The organism is Caldisalinibacter kiritimatiensis (assembly GCF_000387765.1).
GTDB lineage: Bacteria > Bacillota > Clostridia > Tissierellales > Caldisalinibacteraceae > Caldisalinibacter > Caldisalinibacter kiritimatiensis.
The window spans coordinates 1-20,573 of record NZ_ARZA01000052.1; the positions used below are offsets into that span (position 1 = coordinate 1).

Consider the following 20,573-nt stretch of genomic DNA (forward strand, 5'->3'; position numbering starts at 1 on the left):
TATATAAGTCTGGGCTCAACCGTTATGTTCCCGACACTATTATTATGGACCGAATAAAGATTTAATATACAAATTAATTTTGGTAATTTATACCATATATAGCGCACTAGAAAATGTATATAAAGACGTACCAAAAAACGAATGAAAGGACGTGTAAGTAGACATAAAAAATATCCGGTTTAACCGGATATTTTTAATTACATTCCAGGTGATATTTGCATCATGATTTCTTGAATATCTTGCCTATAACCAGTCATATCTTCTCCATCTCTAATATTACGAGCAATAGAATCAATTCTACTATAAAGATTAGGGTCTGTAGTTATAGCTACTGAAGTTATTTTGTTGTCAGTATTTTTTACTGTTCTTTCAATCCTTTGTCGTAAATCGTTATTCATAGTACCTTCCATATTATTTTCCATGTTTACTCCAACGATTGCTGTATTATCATTAACAACAACTGTAGCTCTATTTACTTCACCCATTCTAGCTACTGCATTTGCGATTTTGTCTGCTCTATTAGACATTTTGTTATCCATATTTTCATCAAAATATATGTCGTTTTCATAATCTGTATCAGGATTTTGATTGTTGTTGTAGTTATTTGGTGGTGCTGGTTTTTCCTGTGGCTGACATCCAATCATAATTATGGACATAGTAATTAAACATATTGATAATACAGCAATAAGTTTAGTATATTTTTTCATTGTTTCACCTCCCATGATTAGTTTGGCATTATATTGAATTAAATATTACTTATACAAATGTTAAATTCTAACAAACATATACTTGAAAAGTGGATTTAAAAAATTTTAGGCTATAGTAATTAAAAACAGAGATACAGAAATATAATATATTATACTGGGCAAGGGAGGAATAAACTATTAAGAATGTTTTTATTGTTATAAAAATTAATAAGAAAATAGTTTTGATACTTTTAATTTTTTCAGTTATTTTTATTATAACTACCATTTTCTTTAAATATCATAAATGTTATCAAGGAGTATTTAATGCTAAATTTAGAAATGGAACTGTTGTTATAGACCCAGGTCATGGAGGAATAGATGGAGGAGCACACTACAAAGAATACTTATTAGAAAAAAATATAAATCTTGATGTTGCGTTAAGATTAAAAAATTTTTTATTAAAACAGAGGACTAGAGTTATAATGACTAGAGATAAAGATGTCTCTTTAGAAGATAAAAGTACAATAAATGATACAAGATACAAAAGGGATTTAGATGCTAGAAAAAAAATAATAAATACAAATAATCCTGATGTATTTGTAAGTATTCATGTTAATGCAAATAGCTTTAGTTCTAAAGCAAGGGGAGTAGTTATTTATTATTATCCTGGCTCTATTGAGGGAGAAAGATTGGCTGAAGAAATAAGTAAAGCTATAGACTGTATTGTGTATGAAAAATATTTAAAATATGAAGAAATAAGAAGTAAAATTGTTGCAGAAGATTATTACATAACTAGAGAAACAAAGGTTCCAGGTGTTATAGTTGAGATGGGGTTTATAACTAATCCGTGTGATAGGAAGCTTTTTCAGAATAATACCTATAAGCAAAAAATAGCGGAAGCAATTGGATGGGGAATAATGAATTATTTAAAGTAACACATATAAAACAAACATCGGCCCAAACCAAGAACCGATGTTTGTATGTATTTATATAAAATGTTAAATATTATAAGTATGTTATATATAAAGGGAAAGGGGGAAAGGGGTAAAGGAACAAAAGGGGGATTTTATGCTGTTTTCAAACATAATCCAAATGTTCCGTCGACGATTTATAATTATACATTAACCAACGACAAAATTCAACTATAAATTTCAAAATACGACAATGAAATTTTTGTAACAATTATCCTAGTAGGTACAATATAAAAAATATAATAGTTGTGCTTACAAATTATTGTGAGTTAAAGCTATGGTTTTTTATCAACTATTAAATAAAAATTTCCGTAAACAATGTGGAAAATCAATAAATTTTATTTTGGGAGGAAACAGTTTATAATTATAACTGTGAAAGAGGTGAAATAAATTTGAGTTTTGATGCGCGCAAGAGAAAGATAATATTAGAGTTTATAAAGTATGATGGGCCCATTACAGGAAAATATTTATCGAAGGTAGTCGGTGTATCTTCAAGGACAATCCGTAATGATATAAAGCTTTTGAATGAAGAATTGAAAATGAAGGGGATTAAAATTAAATCTAAACCTAGAATTGGATACACTATTAGTCCTCGAGATGAAAAGGTTATCACGATGCTAAAAAGGTATTTAGAAGAAAATAAGAGTGATGTACCGGTACTACCAGAAGATAGAGTGTTCTATATAATAAGAAAACTTTTAAACACAAATGAATTCATTACTTTAGAAGAATTAGCTAGTGATTTATATGTGAGTAAATCAACTATTGATAAAGATATAGATAAAGTAGAGAAATGGCTAAATAAATATAATTTGAAGCTAGTCAAGAAACCTAATTATGGAATATGGGTAGAAGGAAATGAATTACAACTTAGGTTTTCAATATCAGATTATTTTATGGACATAAAAAACAGGGATTCAAATAGCACATGTGACACAGAGTATATAAAAAATATTTTGGCCATTGATATTGAAGAGATAAAAGACATAATATTAGAAGTATATAAAGATGCACCGATAAAATTGTCAGATATTGCCTTTGGGAATCTTGTAATACATATAGCAATAGCAATTAAAAGAATTAAAGAAAATAAAAAAATTAGTTTACCTTCTACAGAGATTAAAAATTTAAAAAGTAAAAATGAATATAAAATAGCAGAAAAAATTGTCGAGGGTTTAGAAAAAGTATTCGACATTAACATACCAGAAGCAGAAAAGGGATATATCACTATACATTTACTTGGAACAAAAGCCTTGAGGGATGAAGAGCTTGATAACCATGAATTAGAAGCTGCAATTGGAGAAGGATTACTTGGCCTTATACAAAGAATGATTCAGGAAGTAAATAAGGTATACAAAATAGACTTATCGAAAGATGAAAAATTAGTGTATGGACTAGCATTGCATTTAAAACCAGCACTTAATAGACTAAAATATAAAATGAATCTTAGAAATCCATTGTTGAAAGAGATAAAAGAGGAATATCCTCATGCATTTGAAATGGCAGTTATTGCTTGTAAAGTATTAGAACAAGATAGAAAAGTAAAAATTGATGAAAATGAGATAGGTTACATTGCAATGCACTTAGGGGCAGCCCTTGAAAGAAAAAAATATATAGAGAAAAAATTAATACGAAAGGTTTCAATTATCTGTGCAACAGGTATAGGTACAGCTCAATTGTTAGCTTCAAAAATAAAGAAAACATTTCCCGATATAGAGATAGCTGGAATATATCCATCTTATAAGATTGATGAAGTTTTACTTAAAAAACCTGACTTGATATTAACTACTGTACCTGTTGATATTGACGAAATACCTGTTATACACGTGAGTTCATTACTTAATAAAGAAGATTTAGAAAGAATTAATAATGTAATCGAGAACTCACAAGTAGTAAATCCGAAATGCAAATTATATGATTTATTTGATAGAGATTTATATATTAAAGGAATAAAAACAAAGGATAAATATGAAGTTATAGAAGTATTAAGTGAAGCACTTTACAACAAAAAATGTGTAAAAGAGTCTTTTATTGAGTCAGCTATAGAAAGGGAGAAAATTTCATCAACATCTATAGGTAATTTAGTAGCTATTCCCCATGCTTTATTGGGAAATGCTATAAACTCCCGTATTGCAGTAGGCATATTGGACAAGCCAATTCAATGGGGCGAGAATATGGTACAGCTAGTATTTTTATTGGCACTTGAAGAAATGACAGACAAAGAGTTTGAAAATATATTTGATACTTTTTTTACGATTGTTGATGATAGAAGAAAAATATTAGATTTAATTAAAGCTGATTGCTTTGAGGAATTTATTAGATTTCTTAAGACAGAGTAATAACTGATATCGAATAATAAAATATAGCCAGCAAATAAAATATAGCCAGCAAAGGAAGTGACCAAACATGGATATATCTGGGTTAATTAATGAAAGATTAATAGATATAAATATGCAGGCTACAAGCCAAAAGGAAGCTATTGAAAAGTTAGCTTTGTTGTTAGAAAAAGAAGAAAAAATTGAATCAAGAGATGAGTTTGTTAAAGGTGTTTTAGAAAGAGAAAAAGAAGCTACTACAGGCTTTGGCAAAGGGATCGCTATACCACATTGCAAATTGGATAGTGTTAAAACAGCAAGTATAGCAATAGGGAAGTTAATAGAAGCAGTTGACTGGAACTCTTTAGATGGAGAGCCTGTTAAACTCATCATTATGCTAGCTGTTCCAGATAAAGAAGCTAATACCACGCATTTACAAATATTATCAAACCTTGCAAGTAAGCTTATGGAAGAAGATTTTGTAAAAGATTTATTAAATGCAAATAATTCAAAAAAAATAATATCATTATTAAATTTTGAAAATGAATAAAGGAGGAGATTTTTATGAAGATAGTAGCAGTAACAGCATGTCCAGCTGGGATAGCACATACTAATATGGCTGCAACAGCTATTGAAAAGGCAGCTAAAAATAAAGGTCATGAAATAAAGGGAGAGAAACAAGGTGCTTTAGGTATTCAAAATGAGATTACAGATAAGGACATTCAAGATGCTGATTTAGCTATTTTAGCAGTTGCAACTAAAATTGAAAAAGAATCAAGATTTGAATCATTACCAGTACATAAGGTTAAAATTGATGAGGCCGTAAAGGATGCAGGGAAAGTTTTAGATGATGCTTTAAAATTAGTTAAATAATATAAAGAAAGGGGAAATGTACAGTGGGTAAGGCAAAAAATTTAGGTAAAGAATTACAACAACATTTAATGACTGGTGTTTCCTATATGATTCCGTTTGTAGCAGCAGCCGGTCTTATGTTAGCATTATCTTCTATAATAGGTAAGATTACTTTAGGTACAGCAACTGTTTGGTTAGATGAATATGCCGGAACTTTTGCAAATACAATTAATAAAATTGGAGGAATGGGATTTAGTTTATTAATTCCTATAATTGCAGGTTACATATCTTATTCAGTAGCTGACAAGCCAGGTATAGCTCCAGGTATGATAGGTGGAGTGTTGGCAAATCAGATGAAAGCTGGATTTATTGGAGGTATTGTAGTAGGTTTATTTGCAGGTTATTTAGTTAAATGGATGAAAGAAAATATTAAATTACCAGTAGCATTAATGCCATTATTAACTATCATATTAATACCATTAGGTGCAACTTTAATAGTAACATTAGTATTTTATTATGTAATAGGGGAGCCGATTGCAGGATTAATGGCGTTCTTAGAAAATTGGTTGAAGGGAATGCAAGGTGGAAGCAAGATTTTATTAGGTGTAATTTTAGGTGCTATGATGGCGTTTGATATGGGTGGACCATTAAATAAAACAGCAGTAGCATTTGCATTTGGTATGTATGCATCAAATATTTATGAACCAAATACTGCTATACATATTGCTGTGTCTGTTCCACCATTAGGAATGTGGTTAGCTACTAAACTTGCTCCTAAAAAATATAGTGAATCAGAAATAACAGCAGCTAATCCAGCAGCGGTTATGGCTATATTTGGTATAACAGAAGGAACTATACCATTTGCTATGGCAGACCCATTCAGAGTAATACCTGCAATTATGATAGGTACAGCTACAGCTACAGGGTTGGCAGCATTCTTTGATATTATAAATCCTGTAACATTAGCATTTTTCTTATCATGGCCATTTGTTAATAAGCCAATATTATATGGAGTTTGTATGATTGTAGGTATGTTAGTAACAGCATTAGTTGTAAATGCTTTAAAGCCTAATAAAGAGCAAAAGGAAGCACAGGCTGCTTAAAATACAGTATTGTAAAAGAACACTCTATATAGAGTGTTCTTTTACTTTAACTATATTAATAATTTGTTTTACATATTAATAGAGATAGTAATAGGTGAAAAATGTTGACGAAAATACCTAAATGTTTTAATCTATTATATGAATACGTTTTTCTTTTTGAGCAATTCAAAAACGATTTAGTTGATTTCCATATAAATTTAAAGGGGGGGATTTTATGTTAGAGTTAAATAATAGGATAACTTTATCTAATGCTCAAATTGATGTTTTAACTGTAGGGGAAATTTTAATAGATATGATTTCAGATGAGTATGATGATTTTAATAATGGAGGCTTCCATAGATATTTTGGTGGTTCACCTGGGAATATAGCGATTAATGTTTCAAAATTAGGATATAAGTCTTCCATTATTACTAATGTAGGTAATGATAGTTTCGGAAAATTCTTATTAAAAAAACTCAAAGAAAATGGAGTAAATACAGATGGAGTTACATTAGATGATAGTAAAAACACATCTATGGTTGTAGTGTCTAAAAGTAAAAAAAGTCCAAGTTTTATAGCGTATAGGGATGCAGACAAAAACTTAAAGCTTACAGATAAAGTTAAAGAACTTGTAAAACAATCAAAGATTGTACACTTTACTTCATGGCCTATATCTTATGAACCAGCTAGAAGTACCACACTTGAAATAATAGATATTGCAAAAGAGCAAGGTAAAATAATTAGCTTTGACCCTAATTATAGAAAAGTACTTTGGGAAAAAGGACATGATGGTGTTAAGTTTATAGAGGAGCTTTTAAGTAGAGTAGATATTATTAAACCTTCAGAAGATGATGCATATCATATTTTTGGTGAAGATACTCCTGAAGGGTACATAAAAAGGTTTTTAGATTTAGGTGTTAAGCTTGTTATGTTGACCCTTGGTAAGGACGGAGTAATTGTTTCAAATGGTAAGGAGATAATAAAGGTTCCTACTTTGGCAACAGAGGTAGTAGATACTACAGGGGCTGGAGATGCATTTTGGTCAGGTTTCTATGCAGGACTATTAAAAGGAAAAACAATTAAGGAATCAATAATGGTTGGTAGTGCAGTTTCAGCTTATAAATTAAGAGAAGTAGGGGCAATAGCAGACCTACCTAATATCAATGAAATAGAAAAAATATATAAAGTATAGGAGGTATTATGGTGAGAATAGCATTTTTAAATCCTCAAGGAAACTTTGACAAAAACGACTTATATTGGACAGAGCATCCAGACTTTGGTGGGCAGCTTGTGTATGTTAAAGAAGTTGCGATAAGTTTAGCAAAGTTAGGGGTAAAAGTGGATATTATTACTAGACAAATTATAGACGAAGATTGGCCAGGATTTGAAGGAAAATTTGATTTATATGAAGGAGTAGATGGAGTAAGAATTATAAGATTACCATTTGGAGGAGAAAAGTTTTTAAACAAGGAGAAACTTTGGCCTTATCTACATGAATATGTAGATAATATTATCAAGCTTTATGAAGAAGAAGGAGAATGGCCAGACTTTTTCACAACGCATTATGGAGACGGTGGAATAGCAGGTGCTATGCTATACGAAAGAACTGATATACCATTTACTTTTACGGGGCATTCATTAGGAGCACAAAAGATGGACAAGTTAAATGTCAATGTTGATACTATAGAGGAAATGAATGAAAAATATAATTTTGCATTGAGAATAATGGCTGAAAGAATAAGTATGGCAAATTCAGCAGTTAACATTGTAAGTACAAGTCAGGAAAGATTTGGACAGTATAGTCATAGAGCTTATAATGGAGCCATTGATGTAGAGAAAGAAGAAAAATTTGCAGTTATACCTCCAGGAGTTAATACAGAATTGTTTAATAAGGACAAAGAAAATGACCAAGATAGTGTAATAAAAGAAAAAGTAGAAAAGATGTTTAAAAGGGACTTAAATGAAGATAGACAAAATATGCCGGCTATAATTGCAGCAAGTAGACTAGACCCAAAGAAAAATCATATAGGATTAGTAAAGGCTTATGCACAAAGTGAGGAGTTACAGAAAAAGTGTAATTTAGTTATTACTTTAAGGGGGATAGACAACCCATTTGAAGATTATTCAATGGCTAAAGGTGATGAGAAAGCAATTCTAGATGAAATTATGGATATAATTGATAAATACAATTTAAAAGGCAAAGTTAGTATGTTTAGTTTAAACAGTCAAAAACAGTTAGCCGCATGCTACAGAGAGTTTGCAAGAAGAAAGTCAGTATTTGCATTAACAGCTCTTTATGAGCCATTTGGATTAGCTCCTATAGAAGCTATGGCCTGTGGATTACCTGCAGTTGTAACGAAAAATGGTGGACCTTCAGAAGTATTATATGAAAACGGAGAGGAATTTGGAGTGTTAGTAGACCCAAGCAATCCTGATGATATTGCAAAAGGTTTACTAAAAGTATTTAAAAATCAAGCTTCATACAACAACTATCAGCAAGCAGGAATAGAAAGGGTATTTAGTAAATATACTTGGGATAGTACTGCAAAGAGTTACTTAGATATTATAAACAAAAAGCTAGAAGAAGCTAAAGAAAATAAGAGTTTTGCTAATATAGAAATACATCCATACTTTAAGAAACCTACCGAAAAAGAGCCAGTGTCTTTAGAATGGCTTAAAGCAACATATTTAGAGGAGGATAAATAATGCCAGAATTAAGAAAAGACCCTGTTACTGGAAAGCATGTAATCATAGCTATAGAGAGGGGAAAAAGACCTTCAGATTTAAAAGAAACTAATGAGGAAATAAAGCCTAAAAGTTACGTAGAAACGTGTCCTTTTTGTGTTGGTAACGAAGAAAAGACTCCACCAGAGATAGATAGGATAGAAAATGAAAATGAATGGGTAACAAGGGTTGTGCCTAATAAATTTCCAGCTTTATCTATGGAGAGCGAGTGTGAAGATAGTAATCAAAGATTATTCTGGAAGAAAAATGGGGTAGGTTATCATGAAGTAATAATTGAGACTAGAGACCATAGTAAAAGTCTTTTTAACATGGAAGTTAATGATTTTGTTAACATATTAAAAACATATAAAAAAAGATATAATGAACTGATAAATAAAGATGAGATAAAATATGTGAGTATATTTAAAAATTATAAGAAAAAGGCAGGAGCATCACTAGAACATTCTCATTCCCAGGCTATTGCATTACCATTAGTACCTAATCTAGTAAAAGAAGAACTAGAGGCAAGTAAAAAGTATTTCGAAAAGTATAAAAGATGTATATTCTGTGATATAATCAATGAGGAAATAAAGGATGATAAAAGAATAGTTATAAACGATGACCATTTTGTAGTTCTAGCTCCTTTTGCTTCGATATATAATTATGAACTTATGATTATACCTAAAGCTCATCAACATAGTTTTAAAGATATTACAGAAAATGAATTAAAAATGTTAGCAGAATCAATGAAAGAAGTGTTTAATAGATTAAATAAGGTTATTGGTGATTTTCCGTTCAATATGTATATTCATACTTTACCGAAGGGAATGGAAAAGTATAAGAAAAGCTATCACTGGCATATAGAAATATCACCTAGACTATCAAATCATGCAGGTTTAGAACTAGGTTCGGGTATTTATATAAATACAGTTGCACCTGAAGATGCTGTTAAAAATCTAAGAAATATATAGATGATTTTAATGTTCTGGGGATTTCATTCACTGTAAAAAAACATAAGTAAGAGTAAAATATACCAAAACGTTTTTGCAATTTTGTATAATATAGTATTATAATTATATATAGTGGTAATAATCATAAAAAACAATATAATAGAATGGTGATGCTTATGGGAAATGGAAGGAATGTAACAATTAAAGATGTCGCTAAAAAAGCAGGTGTGTCAGTTAGTACTGTTTCGAGGGCATTTAATGGATATAGTGATGTAAATACTGAAACTCGTAACAAAATATTTAAAGTAGCAGAAAAGCTGGGATACAAGCCAAGTATATTAGCAAGAGGAATGAGAGCAGGAAGGTCTAATAGAATAGGTATAGCGATAGAGGATTACGATGAAAATGAACCAACTTATTCATTTTCATATAAAATATTGATGGGATTTAAAGATTATGCAGCAGAAAAGGGATATGAAGTAGTTTTCCTTCCTAACTTGACAAAGTATAAAGAAAGTAAACTTGTTCAAATTTTACAAAACAATCACTTGGACGGAGTATTTTTAATGGGATTAAAAATGAGTGATGAATTTTATAAGCAAGCTTTAAAAGGAGATTTTCCATGTGTACTTTTTGATATTCCTATTAAGAAAGGCAAAATCGGTTTTGTTGGAACTGATAGTATAAAGGGAACTAGATTAGCAATGCAACATTTCATAGATAAAGGACATAAAAAGATTGCATTTATAAACGGACACGAAAATGCTTATGTAAGTCTTCAAAGATTAGATGGGTACTATTTATCGCTTATGAAAAACGACATTCCTATCGATAAAACACTTATATATTTTGGGGATTATACAGAAGAGAGTGGAAGAGAAGCAGTAAAGGAATTATTCAAAAAACACGATGATATAACAGCTATATTTTCAGCTAGTGACCTTATGGCTATAGGAGCAATCCAAGGGCTTAAGGATATGGGCATAAAAGTACCGGAGGATGTGGAGATAATAGGTTTTGATGATATAGAGCTTAGTCCCTATATTACACCAAAGCTATCAACTATTAGACAAAATACTTATAAACTAGGTACATCTGCAGCGACTTTACTTATTAATTTAATTAATGGTCAAAATATAAATCAAATTATATTAGAACCAGAATTGATTTTACGAGAATCAACTAAATAATAAAAGCCACTATCAATAAAAAAGATAGTGGCTTTTATTATTTAGTTTTTATTTTCAAGAAAAGTATAAAATTTTATATTTCAAAACTTAAGTTAAATACTTTAATTGAGGCTAAAGAAAATATTTAAATTATAAGTTGATAGCTAATAGACAGTAGCAAATAGCTAAAAATTAGCTTTGCTGATTTTTTAAAAAACTAAATTTACTATTGAAAAATGTTTTCACACCGTTTATAATAAAAATATACCGAAAACGTTTACGAATATTTGCGAAAAAGGAGGTAGTAAATATTGGTGAATAACCTGTGGCAAATAAAGCAGACAGATTATAAACATAATGACAGTGGAAAATATGAAACAGTATTTACTTTAGCCAATGGATATAAAGGAATGAGAGGGTGGTTAGAGTTTTCTAAATATGGTATACCAGGAAATTTAATTGCAGGGATATTTAATCAAGCAGACAGCCAAGTAACAGAGATAGTGAATAACCAGAATCCTTTAAAAATTAGCATGTATGCTGATAATGAAGCATTAGACATAGAGACATGTGAAGTATTAGATTTTGATAGAACTTTAGATATGAAAGAAGGTATTCTTTATACAACTATAGAGCTAAAAACTAAGAGTGGAAGAATTACAAAAATATCTTCAGAGAGGTTTGTAAGTAAAAATGATGTTCATAGATGGGGGATTAAATATACAATAAAGCCAGTAAATTATTCGGGTAAAATATTTATCGAAAACGTTATTGATGGAACTGTAACAAATAGTAGTTTTGACCCAATGAATAAGACAAAACATTTAAATGTAAAAGAGCTTTATGATTTAGAAAAAGGTATAGCTTTAAAAACAGTTACTAAAGACAAAGGAATTGAAATAGTAGAAGGTATATTATTAAAAGCAGAAGATGGTGTTTTACAGAATAGAAAATATAGAGAATTAGGAGAAGAAGTATCAGAGGCATTTGAAATAAGAGTTGAAGAAGGCAAACAATATACTGTAGAAAAGTATGGTGTTACTTATACATCAAGAGACACTGATAAAGACCCATTTGAGTTACTTAAAGATAATATGGATAACTTTGTTGAAAAGGGATTAGAGGAAGAAGTAAGACTACATAAAGAAAAATGGAATGAAACATGGGATAAAATTGATATTCAAATAAAAGGTGATAATCAAGCACAGCTTGGTATAAGATTTAACTTGTTTCAGATAACAGCATCAGCATCTGATGAAGATGATAGGGTAAGTATCGCAGCAAAGGCACTACATGGAGAAGGATATAAAGGACATGTATTCTGGGATACAGAAATTTATATGTTACCATTTTTCATATATACTAACCCTAAAATAGCAAAAAACCTTTTAATGTATAGATACAATACTTTAGAGGGAGCTAGAAAGAATGCTCGAGAGAATGGATACATTGGAGCACAGTTCCCTTGGGAAGCAGCAGACGATGGAACGGAAGTAACTCCTAAGTGGGGAGTTGACTATGATGGCAATCCAGTTAGAATTTGGACTGGAGATGAAGAGTTCCATATTAGTTCAGATATTGTCTTTGGTATTTGGGAGTATTATAGAGCTACTAAAGACAAGGATTTCTTAGTAAACCATGGTATGGAAATAGTACTAGATACATCCAAATTCTGGAGCAGTAGAGTAGAATACAATGAAGAATTCGACAGATATGAAATTAATAGAGTAATAGGTCCAGATGAATTCCATGAGCACGTAAATAACAATGTTTACACAAACTATTTAGCAAAATGGAATTTAGAAAAAGGTGTAGAGCTTGCAGAATGGTTAAAGACAGAAAATAAAGAAGTATACGATAATTTATTAGATAAATTAGAAATAACGGAAGACGATATAAAAGAATGGCAACAGATAGCAGATAAGGTTTATATACCAAGGGACGCAAATAGTAGAGTAATAGAGCAGTTTGAAGGATATTTTGACTTAAAGGATATAGAGATTACAGAGCATGACGAAAACGGTATGCCTATTTGGCCTGATTTACAAGGATATAAGCTTGGAGAAACACAGCTTATAAAACAGCCAGATGTAGTTATGTTGATGCTATTATTAGGTGATGAGTTCGATAATGAAACTAAAAAGGAAAATTATGAGTACTATGAAAAAAGAACAATGCACAAATCTTCTCTAAGTCCATCAATGTATTCAATAATGGGACTAACAGTTGGAGATACAAGAAATGCTTATAGATACTTTATGAAAACTGTTATGACAGACCTTGAAGATAATCAAGGAAATGCACAGTTAGGATTACATGCTGCGTCAACAGGTGGTTCATGGCAAAGTGTAGTATTTGGTTTCGGTGGAGTATATGTCAATAAAGAAGAAATATTGTGCTTAAATCCATGGCTACCAGAAAAGTGGGATGAATTATCTTTCAAAGTAAACTGGAGAGGTAACATATTAAATATTAGTATAACTAAAGAAAATGTTTCTATTAAAGGGACAGATGAAGCTAAAATAAAGGTATACGAAAAAGAGTATTCAATAGAAAAAGACAAAGAAATAGTAATACTTAGATAGTATAAAATTGCTAATTAAAAATTTAAAATAAAATTTAAATTATATTAAAGGGGGATTTCTTTATGAAAAAAGTATCATTATTACTTGTTGTATTAATGCTTACTGGAAGCTTATTAGTTGGTTGCGGTGGAGACAACACTGCTAGTAACGGACCTGTTACTATCAAAATAGGTATGTGGGCTTCATCACCTGCTGAAACAGAGTTAGTGGACAAACAAATAGCTGAGTTTGAAAAAACTTACCCAAACATCAACATTGAAAAAGAAGTTTATACTGATGATTATTTACAACAATTACAAGCTAATATAGCAGCAAAAACTGAGCCAGATGTATACTACTTAGATGTTTATCAAGCACCAGCTTTCATGGAAAAAGAAGTTATTTTACCACTTGATGAGTATTTAGACAAAAACGATGTAAAAGACTTTGAAGAAAACCTATTAAATGGTTTTATGAAAGATGGAAAAATCTATGGATTACCAAAAGATTATAATACATTAGCATTATTCTATAACAAAGAAATGTTTGAAGAAGCAGGCGTGGATGTTCCTACAACTTGGGCAGAATTAGAAGAAGCTGCTAAGAAATTAACTAAAGATGGTGTAAAAGGTATAGTATTAAGCAATGATGCTGCTAGATTTATTCCTTTTATTTATCAAGCAGGTGGAAAAGTTGTAGATGAAAACAATAGCCCAGCATTTACAACTAGTGAAGCAGCTAAAGGTTTAGGCTTCTATTATTCATTACTTGAAAAAGGATATGCAGATACACCAGCTAACTTAGGTGTAGGTTGGAATGGAGATGCTTTAGCACAAGAAAAAGCAGCTATGTGTATTGAAGGTGGATGGATGATACCATTTATGAAAGAAGCTGGACCAGAAGTTGACTATGGTATAGCAAAACTTCCTAGAGGAGATAAAGAAGGGGACCTTGCATTTACAGTTGCGTATGTAATGAGTAAAAATACAGAACATAAGGAAGAAGCAGCTGAGGTTATCAAGTTCTTAACAGGTAAAAAAGCTCAAGAAATGGTAGCTGAAAGTGGTTTAGCTATTCCAACAAGAAAGTCAATGTCTCAAGTGTTCGTTGATAAGTATCCAGAAAGAAAACCATTAGTAGATATGGTTGAATATTCAAAAGTATATCAATTTGGAGTTAAGTCTTCTAAAATATTAGATGAATTAAACAATGCAGGAACAAAACTTCAAAAAGGTGTTGAATCAGATTCAGCTAGAGTATTAAAAGAAGCAGCTGAGAACTTGAAATAAGAAATGAATATGGGAAGCACTAAAGGTGCTTCCTACTTCTATTGCTTTGTTAAAATGGAGGTGAAGTAAATGAAACTAAACATGCTGAAATGGAGAAATAAATCAAGCAATATATCTTTAGCCAAAAAAAGAGAAATGGTGGATGGATGGTTATTTGTCCTACCATTTGTAATATCAGCACTTGTATTTTTTATAGGACCGTTGTTTGTTGCGTTTATTCTTAGTTTTAAAGAGTATTCATTCCTTGACGGATCAATGATGAATGCTCCATGGGTAGGATTAAATAACTACATAAAGGCTTTTAGCGACCCAGTTTTTATAAAAGCATTGAAAAACACAGCTATTTATTCAATTGGTGTAGTTCCAACTCAATTAATTTTAGCTTTAGCATTAGCTTTAGTAGTTGATTCAAAGATAAAGGGAAAAACATTTTTTAGAACAGCTTATTATATACCAACAATCACTTCTACTGTTGCAGTAGCTATAATGTTCATGTTTTTATTTAAATCAGATGGTGTGTTAAATAAATTTCTAGGGTTATTTGGTGTAAATCCTTACACATGGTATGACGATATAAGACTTGCACTACCATTGATTATGATAATGGCTATATGGGCTTCTGTAGGATTGTATATGGTAATATTCTTGGCAGGACTTCAAGAAATTCCAAACTCACTTTATGAAGCTGCAAGTATAGATGGGGCAAATAAGTGGCAGCAATTTATTCATATAACAGTACCAATGCTTAAACCCACAATATTTTTTAATTTAGTTGTATCATTAATCGGGACTTTTCAGGTATTCGACCAAGCCTATGTAATATCTGATGGTAATGGTGGTCCATTAAATTCAACAATGACTGTAGTTCTTTATTTATATAAGCAAGGTTTTGATGAATTTAACATGGGATATGCTTGTGCAATAGGTTTTATACTATTTGTCATTATATTTATCTTAACAATGATACAGAAAAAATTCTTCGGTGAAGAGACTAGTATGTAGGTGGTGATAACATGGAGAAAAAGAAAAAATTAAAAATATCAAGAATCATATTCTACCTAATCATAATAGGCTATGCACTAGTAGCTTTAGGACCATATATTTGGACGTTTATTACATCCCTTAAACCTACAAGTGAAGTAAACAATTTTTCAATAGATTTTTCTACACTAACCTTTAGAAATTACAAATTTTTATGGAATAAATTCCCGTTCGGTAGATGGTTCATAAATAGCATTATTGTAGCAGCTATTGTAAGTTTAGGTAATATATTATTTAACTCATTAGCAGGATATGCTTTAGCTAGAATTAACTTTCCAGGGAGAAAAGCACTTTTCTTAGCAGTTTTAAGTATGATGATGGTACCGGGGCAAATAGTTATGGTACCTACGTTCATATTACTTACAAAGCTAGGTTGGGTTAATACTTATAAAGGACTTACGATTCCGTTTTTAACAAGTTTATTTGGTATATTTCTAATGAGACAGTTTTTCTTAAGTATACCTAAATCAATAGAAGAAGCAGCAACGATAGATGGATTAGGGAGATTTGGAACTTTCTTTAGAATTGTATTACCTATGGCAAAGCCAGCACTAGCAACTCAGTTCATAATTACTTTTAACGGAAACTGGAATAGCTTCTTATGGCCAAGTTTATTAGCGAGAACAAGTGATATGTACACACTACCAGTGGGACTTAATTCGTTCCAAGGACAGTATTTTCAGTTCTGGGATCAGGTAATGGCAGGGGTTATGATTTTATCAATTCCATCAATTATTATATTCTTGATTTTCCAAAGAAACTTTATAAAGGGAATATCAACATCTGGAATAAAAGGATAGTTATAAACTGTAGATAAAACCAGATATGAAAACAATCCCTAGTTATATTGAATGTTCAATATAACTAGGGGTTTATTTATGAGTGATTTATTCAAAATTTAGTATATCAATCGATACGTTTTCTAAATTAGGAATTACTTTGTCTGCTTCCTTTAATATATCTGGTGAACCTACACCTATTGCATACATTCCTCCACGTTTAGCAGCTTCTACACCAGCTGTAGCATCTTCAAATACAACACATTCTTCAGGCTTTATATCTAGAGCTTCAGCTCCTAATAAGAATACTTCAGGGTCTGGTTTAGCTTTACTAATCTTATTACCATCAATAATAGCTTCAAACTCGTTAACCATGTTTATACTTTCTAGAATTGTCATAGTATTTTTGCTTGAAGAGCCGATGGCAACTTTGATACCGTTTTCTTTAAGGGTTTTAATAAAGTCCTTTACTCCTGGTAAAATTTCTGATTCGTCCATTTTTGTTATGTATTCTCTGTACCAACCGTTTTTCTTTTCTGCAAGTTTTAATTTCGTATTTTCGTCTACTTCTTTATTACCTATTTCTAGTAGTATTTCTAGTGATTCCATTCTACTAACGCCTTTTAATCTTTCGTTATCTTCTTCACTAAATTCAAAGCCAAGCTCATTGGCTAACCTTTTCCATGCTAGGTAGTGATATTTCGCAGTATTCACTATAACTCCATCTAAGTCAAATAAACAGGCTTTGATATTTGCCATAAATTTACCCCCTTTTATTTATCGAAAATCAACTAAACTTTACAAAAACGATTTTATAACAAAATAAGTATAATATCAATAATATAAAGAGAAATTTTACAAAAAAATAAGAAATAATTTTGACTAGTATTAGGTTTATAGTATTTGCTGATAAAAAGCTTTTATTGTAGAATTGTAGTATATTTTACTGGTAGTATTTTATAATTATTGGGGTGTATACTATGAAAATGATGTTATTTGAGATGGAAATCATTGAAGAGAATTGTGGAACTTATAAGATAAAGATAAAAGATGATAAATTGAGAACAGAAATATTATTTTCGCCTGATGATAAGAAGTTGATTTTTCTAAGAAATGATGAGTTAACAGAAATCTTAAAACAAAATGAATATCAATTAAGGAAAATTTTACACAATAAACGAAGGGATACTTATTACGAAGGATTTACAGTAAAATTTGCTTTAAGAAGCAAAAAGGATGTTGCTGCTTTTAACGATAGGTCAAAAATAGTCATTTTAGATAAAAGAAAAGGTAAATATGATAGCTATGTTGTTAATCAAGGTGAAAAGAATATATATAAGATATATACCGATGGTAGCTTTTTAGAGAGAAAAGGTAAAGGAGCCTATGTAGCAATAATTAAAGATTTAAACGGAGAATATAGCTTCTATTCAGGTAAAACTAACGAAAAAAGCAGTAGTTTAATAGAGCTATTAGCTGCAATAAAGGGATTAGAAGTATTGAAAAATATTGAGAAGATTAGAATCGTTACAGATAGTCAATATGTAAGAAAGGGATTAACTGAGTGGATTGTAAATTGGAAACTAAATGATTGGCATACTGCAAATGGAGAAAAAGTCAAGCATATAGAGTATTGGAAAAAGTTTGATAGATTAACTGATAATAAGTATATAGAATTTGAATGGGTAAAGGCACATTCAAATCATTTTGAAAATACTTTATGTGATTTGTATGCAAAAGAAATAGCAGGAAAGTAGATGTGTAATTTTATTCGTTTTTATACGTCTTTTAGCACGTCTATTTGTACAAAAATTAAACTATCAGCTAATAGCTAGTAGACTAGTACCAAAAAGCAGTCTTTACTGCTTATTATCACTGTATAGGGAAGTATATTTGCTTTACAGCTTATAATTAAGTTAAATACAGCTTTTACAGGCAGAGATAATACTTATAGAATTATTAACGAAAAGCGAAAGGCGAACAGCGAATAGCCTATTTTTTATCAACATTTTACTAAGAGCTAAGAACTGAATCAAAAGCTACTAACTGATAACAACGAACTACTAACTAACAAATTGGCTTTAGTTGATCTTGTTCTATCCCTTATTTCTCATGAATAAACATATATTGTTTAAGCATAAAAACTAATATAGGAAGGTGAAATGCTTTTGAAATTTGAGACTTTACTTATTCATGGGGGAATAGATGGGGATGAACATACTGGGGCCGTTACAGTACCAATTTACCAGACATCAACCTATGCATTACCGGGTATAGAAAAACACGGGAAATATGAATATTCAAGAACAGGTAATCCTACAAGAGAAGCATTAGAAAAACTTATTGCTGAATTAGAAAAAGGATACAAAGGATTTGCCTTTAGCTCAGGGATGGCTGCAATTTCTTCTGTATTAATGTTATTCAATAAGGGTGACCATATAATTTTTAATGAAGATATATATGGTGGTACATTTAGAGTTATGAAAAATGTGTTTTCAAGATTTGGTATTCAATATGATTTTGTAAATGTAAATGATAAAGAAATACTAAAAAATACATTAAAGAAGAATACAAAAGCAATATATATTGAGACTCCAACAAATCCATTGATGAAGACGGTAGATGTATCAAGAATAGGTGATTTTGTTAAATCTCATAGACTATATTTGATTGTAGATAATACTTTTATGAGTCCATATCTTCAAAGACCTATTGAACTAGGCGCAGATATTGTTATACATAGTGCTACTAAATATCTCGGAGGTCATAGTGATATAGTGGCAGGGTTAGTGGTGGTTAACTCTGAGGAATTGGCTAATAAAATACATTTTATACAAAACTCAGTAGGTGCAATATTAGGACCAATGGATAGTTGGTTAGTAATAAAGGGTATAAAAACTTTAGCACTTAGGATGGAGAGACATTGCGACAATGCTGAAAAAATATATGGATGGTTAAAGGGACAAAAGTGGGTTAAGAGAGTTTATTACCCAGGAAATTACCAAAACCTTAAGAATAAAAACCAGATGAAGAGATATGGTGGTATGATATCCTTTGAAGTGGAAAGTTATGAGATAGTAAAGAAAATTATATCAAATTTAAAGGTTATAACCTTGGCTGAAAGCTTAGGAGGAGTAGAGAGTTTGATTTCTATACCATATACAATGTCCCATGCCTCTATGCCAGACATTGAAAAAGAGAGGTTAGGAATAACTAAAAATTTAATTCGACTTTCAGTAGGAATAGAGGATGTAGAGGATATTATAGAAGATTTAGAAGTAGATTAGTTAATGCATAAAGGCAGAGGTAAACTTTACCTCTGCCTTAGTTTTAGTGTATAATATTGGTTAAAGAAATGGGAAGAAAGAGGGAAGGAGCATGTTTAAACCTATAAAAAATAAAAAAGTTTATGAGTATGTAATTGAACAAATTCAACAGATGGTTATGGATGGTGCACTTAAAAAAGGAGATAGATTGCCTTCAGAAAGGGAATTAGCCGAGCAACTGCAGGTTAGTAGAACCTCAATTAGAGAGGCGTTGAGGGCACTAGAGGTTATTGGATTAATAGAAACTAAACAAGGAGAAGGTAACTTTATAACCGGTAAGATTGAAGATAATCTTTTTGAACCTTTATCAGTAATGTTTATGTTAAATAAAGGAAATCCTATTGATATACTAGAGGTTAGAAAAATAATAGAGGTTGAAGCTGTGACATTAGCATCAGAAAGAATAAAACAAGAGGAATTAAAAGAGTTAGAAAGACTTCTATATGGAATGAGGGACACTAATGATGAAAAAGAAAGTGCCAAATTAGATAAAGAATTCCATTTTACTATTGCTAAAGCAACGGGTAATTATCTAATCGTAAGTCTTTTTCACATAATATCTTCACTAATTGAATCCTTTATAGAAAATGCAAGGTTTAAAATCTTGAGGAGAACAGAAAATAAAAAAATACTCTTTGAACAACATAGAGAAATTTTTATAAATATCAAAGAAAGGAATTCGAAAAAAGCTAAATCATTAATGGCTGAACATCTTGAATTTGTAAATAAAATTATTATAAACAAATAAGCGAGTAAGGGGTCAGGCCTGAATAAGTGAATAATTCTGAATTATTCACTTATTCAGGCCTGACCCCATTGTGCATT

General features: G+C 30.7%; 18 protein-coding genes. 16 read left to right on the top strand and 2 right to left on the bottom strand.

Annotation, left to right across the window (positions count from 1 at the left end):
- Nucleotides 1-197 precede the first annotated feature (197 nt).
- Entirely contained in the window at nt 198-707 is a 510-nt protein-coding gene (locus L21TH_RS13655; RefSeq protein WP_006307805.1) for a YhcN/YlaJ family sporulation lipoprotein, read from the bottom strand.
- A gap of 221 nt (nt 708-928) precedes the next feature.
- Between L21TH_RS13655 and L21TH_RS01890 the strand changes: the two genes are divergently transcribed.
- The 13 genes from L21TH_RS01890 to L21TH_RS01950 all read left to right on the top strand — a co-directional run bounded on the left by L21TH_RS01890 (nt 929) and on the right by L21TH_RS01950 (nt 16,443).
- On the top strand, nt 929-1,621 hold the full coding sequence (locus L21TH_RS01890; protein ID WP_006307806.1) for an N-acetylmuramoyl-L-alanine amidase family protein: 693 nt from the start codon (nt 929-931) through the stop codon (nt 1,619-1,621).
- Between the two features lie 428 nt (nt 1,622-2,049).
- Nucleotides 2,050-3,996, top strand: a complete 1,947-nt coding sequence (locus tag L21TH_RS01895) for a BglG family transcription antiterminator (protein ID WP_034429046.1) — start codon at nt 2,050-2,052, stop codon at nt 3,994-3,996.
- A 67-nt stretch (nt 3,997-4,063) separates the two neighbouring features.
- Complete coding sequence (locus tag L21TH_RS01900; protein ID WP_006307809.1) at nt 4,064-4,522, top strand: PTS sugar transporter subunit IIA; 459 nt, start codon at nt 4,064-4,066, stop codon at nt 4,520-4,522.
- 14 nt (nt 4,523-4,536) lie between these two features.
- The gene (locus L21TH_RS01905; protein ID WP_006307810.1) at nt 4,537-4,845 is read left to right on the top strand and encodes a PTS fructose transporter subunit IIB; all 309 of its coding nucleotides are present in this window, start codon (nt 4,537-4,539) and stop codon (nt 4,843-4,845) included.
- 23 nt (nt 4,846-4,868) lie between these two features.
- Nucleotides 4,869-5,927 (top strand): PTS fructose transporter subunit IIC, encoded by a 1,059-nt coding sequence (locus L21TH_RS01910; protein WP_006307811.1) that lies wholly within the window; start codon nt 4,869-4,871, stop codon nt 5,925-5,927.
- A gap of 214 nt (nt 5,928-6,141) precedes the next feature.
- Nucleotides 6,142-7,098: a carbohydrate kinase family protein gene (locus L21TH_RS01915; RefSeq protein WP_006307812.1), complete on the top strand. Its 957-nt coding sequence runs from the start codon at nt 6,142-6,144 to the stop codon at nt 7,096-7,098.
- A gap of 8 nt (nt 7,099-7,106) precedes the next feature.
- On the top strand, nt 7,107-8,612 hold the full coding sequence (locus L21TH_RS01920) for a glycosyltransferase (protein WP_006307813.1): 1,506 nt from the start codon (nt 7,107-7,109) through the stop codon (nt 8,610-8,612).
- Entirely contained in the window at nt 8,612-9,601 is a 990-nt protein-coding gene (galT, locus tag L21TH_RS01925; protein ID WP_006307814.1) for a galactose-1-phosphate uridylyltransferase, read from the top strand. Before L21TH_RS01920 ends, galT begins: the two co-directional genes overlap by 1 nt.
- 155 nt (nt 9,602-9,756) lie before the next feature.
- Complete coding sequence (locus tag L21TH_RS01930; protein ID WP_006307815.1) at nt 9,757-10,770, top strand: LacI family DNA-binding transcriptional regulator; 1,014 nt, start codon at nt 9,757-9,759, stop codon at nt 10,768-10,770.
- Between the two features lie 293 nt (nt 10,771-11,063).
- Complete coding sequence (locus tag L21TH_RS01935; protein ID WP_155848292.1) at nt 11,064-13,334, top strand: glycoside hydrolase family 65 protein; 2,271 nt, start codon at nt 11,064-11,066, stop codon at nt 13,332-13,334.
- A 62-nt stretch (nt 13,335-13,396) separates the two neighbouring features.
- Nucleotides 13,397-14,602 carry an ABC transporter substrate-binding protein gene (locus tag L21TH_RS01940; RefSeq protein WP_006307817.1) on the top strand — a complete coding sequence of 402 codons (1,206 nt, stop codon included), beginning with the start codon at nt 13,397-13,399 and terminating at the stop codon, nt 14,600-14,602.
- Nucleotides 14,603-14,671: 69 nt separating this feature from the next.
- Nucleotides 14,672-15,604: a carbohydrate ABC transporter permease gene (locus tag L21TH_RS01945; protein ID WP_006307818.1), complete on the top strand. Its 933-nt coding sequence runs from the start codon at nt 14,672-14,674 to the stop codon at nt 15,602-15,604.
- Between the two features lie 11 nt (nt 15,605-15,615).
- Entirely contained in the window at nt 15,616-16,443 is an 828-nt protein-coding gene (locus tag L21TH_RS01950; protein WP_006307819.1) for a carbohydrate ABC transporter permease, read from the top strand.
- Between the two features lie 87 nt (nt 16,444-16,530).
- Here the strand turns inward: L21TH_RS01950 and pgmB are convergent, their stop codons facing one another.
- Complete coding sequence (pgmB, locus tag L21TH_RS01955; RefSeq protein ID WP_006307820.1) at nt 16,531-17,181, bottom strand: beta-phosphoglucomutase; 651 nt, start codon at nt 17,179-17,181, stop codon at nt 16,531-16,533.
- Nucleotides 17,182-17,402: 221 nt separating this feature from the next.
- On the opposite strand from pgmB, the gene L21TH_RS01960 reads away from it, so the two are divergent.
- The 3 genes from L21TH_RS01960 to L21TH_RS01970 all read left to right on the top strand — a co-directional run bounded on the left by L21TH_RS01960 (nt 17,403) and on the right by L21TH_RS01970 (nt 20,496).
- A complete protein-coding gene (locus L21TH_RS01960; protein WP_006307821.1) occupies nt 17,403-18,179 on the top strand; it encodes a ribonuclease H family protein in 777 nt (258 codons plus the stop codon).
- A 405-nt stretch (nt 18,180-18,584) separates the two neighbouring features.
- Complete coding sequence (locus tag L21TH_RS01965) at nt 18,585-19,709, top strand: trans-sulfuration enzyme family protein (RefSeq protein WP_006307822.1); 1,125 nt, start codon at nt 18,585-18,587, stop codon at nt 19,707-19,709.
- Nucleotides 19,710-19,800: 91 nt separating this feature from the next.
- Nucleotides 19,801-20,496: a FadR/GntR family transcriptional regulator gene (locus tag L21TH_RS01970; RefSeq protein WP_006307823.1), complete on the top strand. Its 696-nt coding sequence runs from the start codon at nt 19,801-19,803 to the stop codon at nt 20,494-20,496.
- The last annotated feature ends 77 nt before the right edge of the window (nt 20,497-20,573 follow it).

What these genes read in the sequence shown, in the direction of transcription:
- L21TH_RS13655 (WP_006307805.1), bottom strand. Translation starts at nt 707, where the DNA reads ATGAAAAAATATACTAAACTTATTGCTGTATTATCAATATGTTTAATT.
- L21TH_RS01900 (WP_006307809.1), top strand. Translation starts at nt 4,064, where the DNA reads ATGGATATATCTGGGTTAATTAATGAAAGATTAATAGATATAAATATG.
- L21TH_RS01905 (WP_006307810.1), top strand. Translation starts at nt 4,537, where the DNA reads ATGAAGATAGTAGCAGTAACAGCATGTCCAGCTGGGATAGCACATACT.
- L21TH_RS01915 (WP_006307812.1), top strand. Translation starts at nt 6,142, where the DNA reads ATGTTAGAGTTAAATAATAGGATAACTTTATCTAATGCTCAAATTGAT.
- L21TH_RS01920 (WP_006307813.1), top strand. Translation starts at nt 7,107, where the DNA reads ATGGTGAGAATAGCATTTTTAAATCCTCAAGGAAACTTTGACAAAAAC.
- galT (WP_006307814.1), top strand. Translation starts at nt 8,612, where the DNA reads ATGCCAGAATTAAGAAAAGACCCTGTTACTGGAAAGCATGTAATCATA.
- L21TH_RS01930 (WP_006307815.1), top strand. Translation starts at nt 9,757, where the DNA reads ATGGGAAATGGAAGGAATGTAACAATTAAAGATGTCGCTAAAAAAGCA.
- L21TH_RS01940 (WP_006307817.1), top strand. Translation starts at nt 13,397, where the DNA reads ATGAAAAAAGTATCATTATTACTTGTTGTATTAATGCTTACTGGAAGC.
- L21TH_RS01945 (WP_006307818.1), top strand. Translation starts at nt 14,672, where the DNA reads ATGAAACTAAACATGCTGAAATGGAGAAATAAATCAAGCAATATATCT.
- L21TH_RS01950 (WP_006307819.1), top strand. Translation starts at nt 15,616, where the DNA reads ATGGAGAAAAAGAAAAAATTAAAAATATCAAGAATCATATTCTACCTA.
- pgmB (WP_006307820.1), bottom strand. Translation starts at nt 17,181, where the DNA reads ATGGCAAATATCAAAGCCTGTTTATTTGACTTAGATGGAGTTATAGTG.
- L21TH_RS01960 (WP_006307821.1), top strand. Translation starts at nt 17,403, where the DNA reads ATGAAAATGATGTTATTTGAGATGGAAATCATTGAAGAGAATTGTGGA.
- L21TH_RS01965 (WP_006307822.1), top strand. Translation starts at nt 18,585, where the DNA reads ATGCTTTTGAAATTTGAGACTTTACTTATTCATGGGGGAATAGATGGG.
- L21TH_RS01970 (WP_006307823.1), top strand. Translation starts at nt 19,801, where the DNA reads ATGTTTAAACCTATAAAAAATAAAAAAGTTTATGAGTATGTAATTGAA.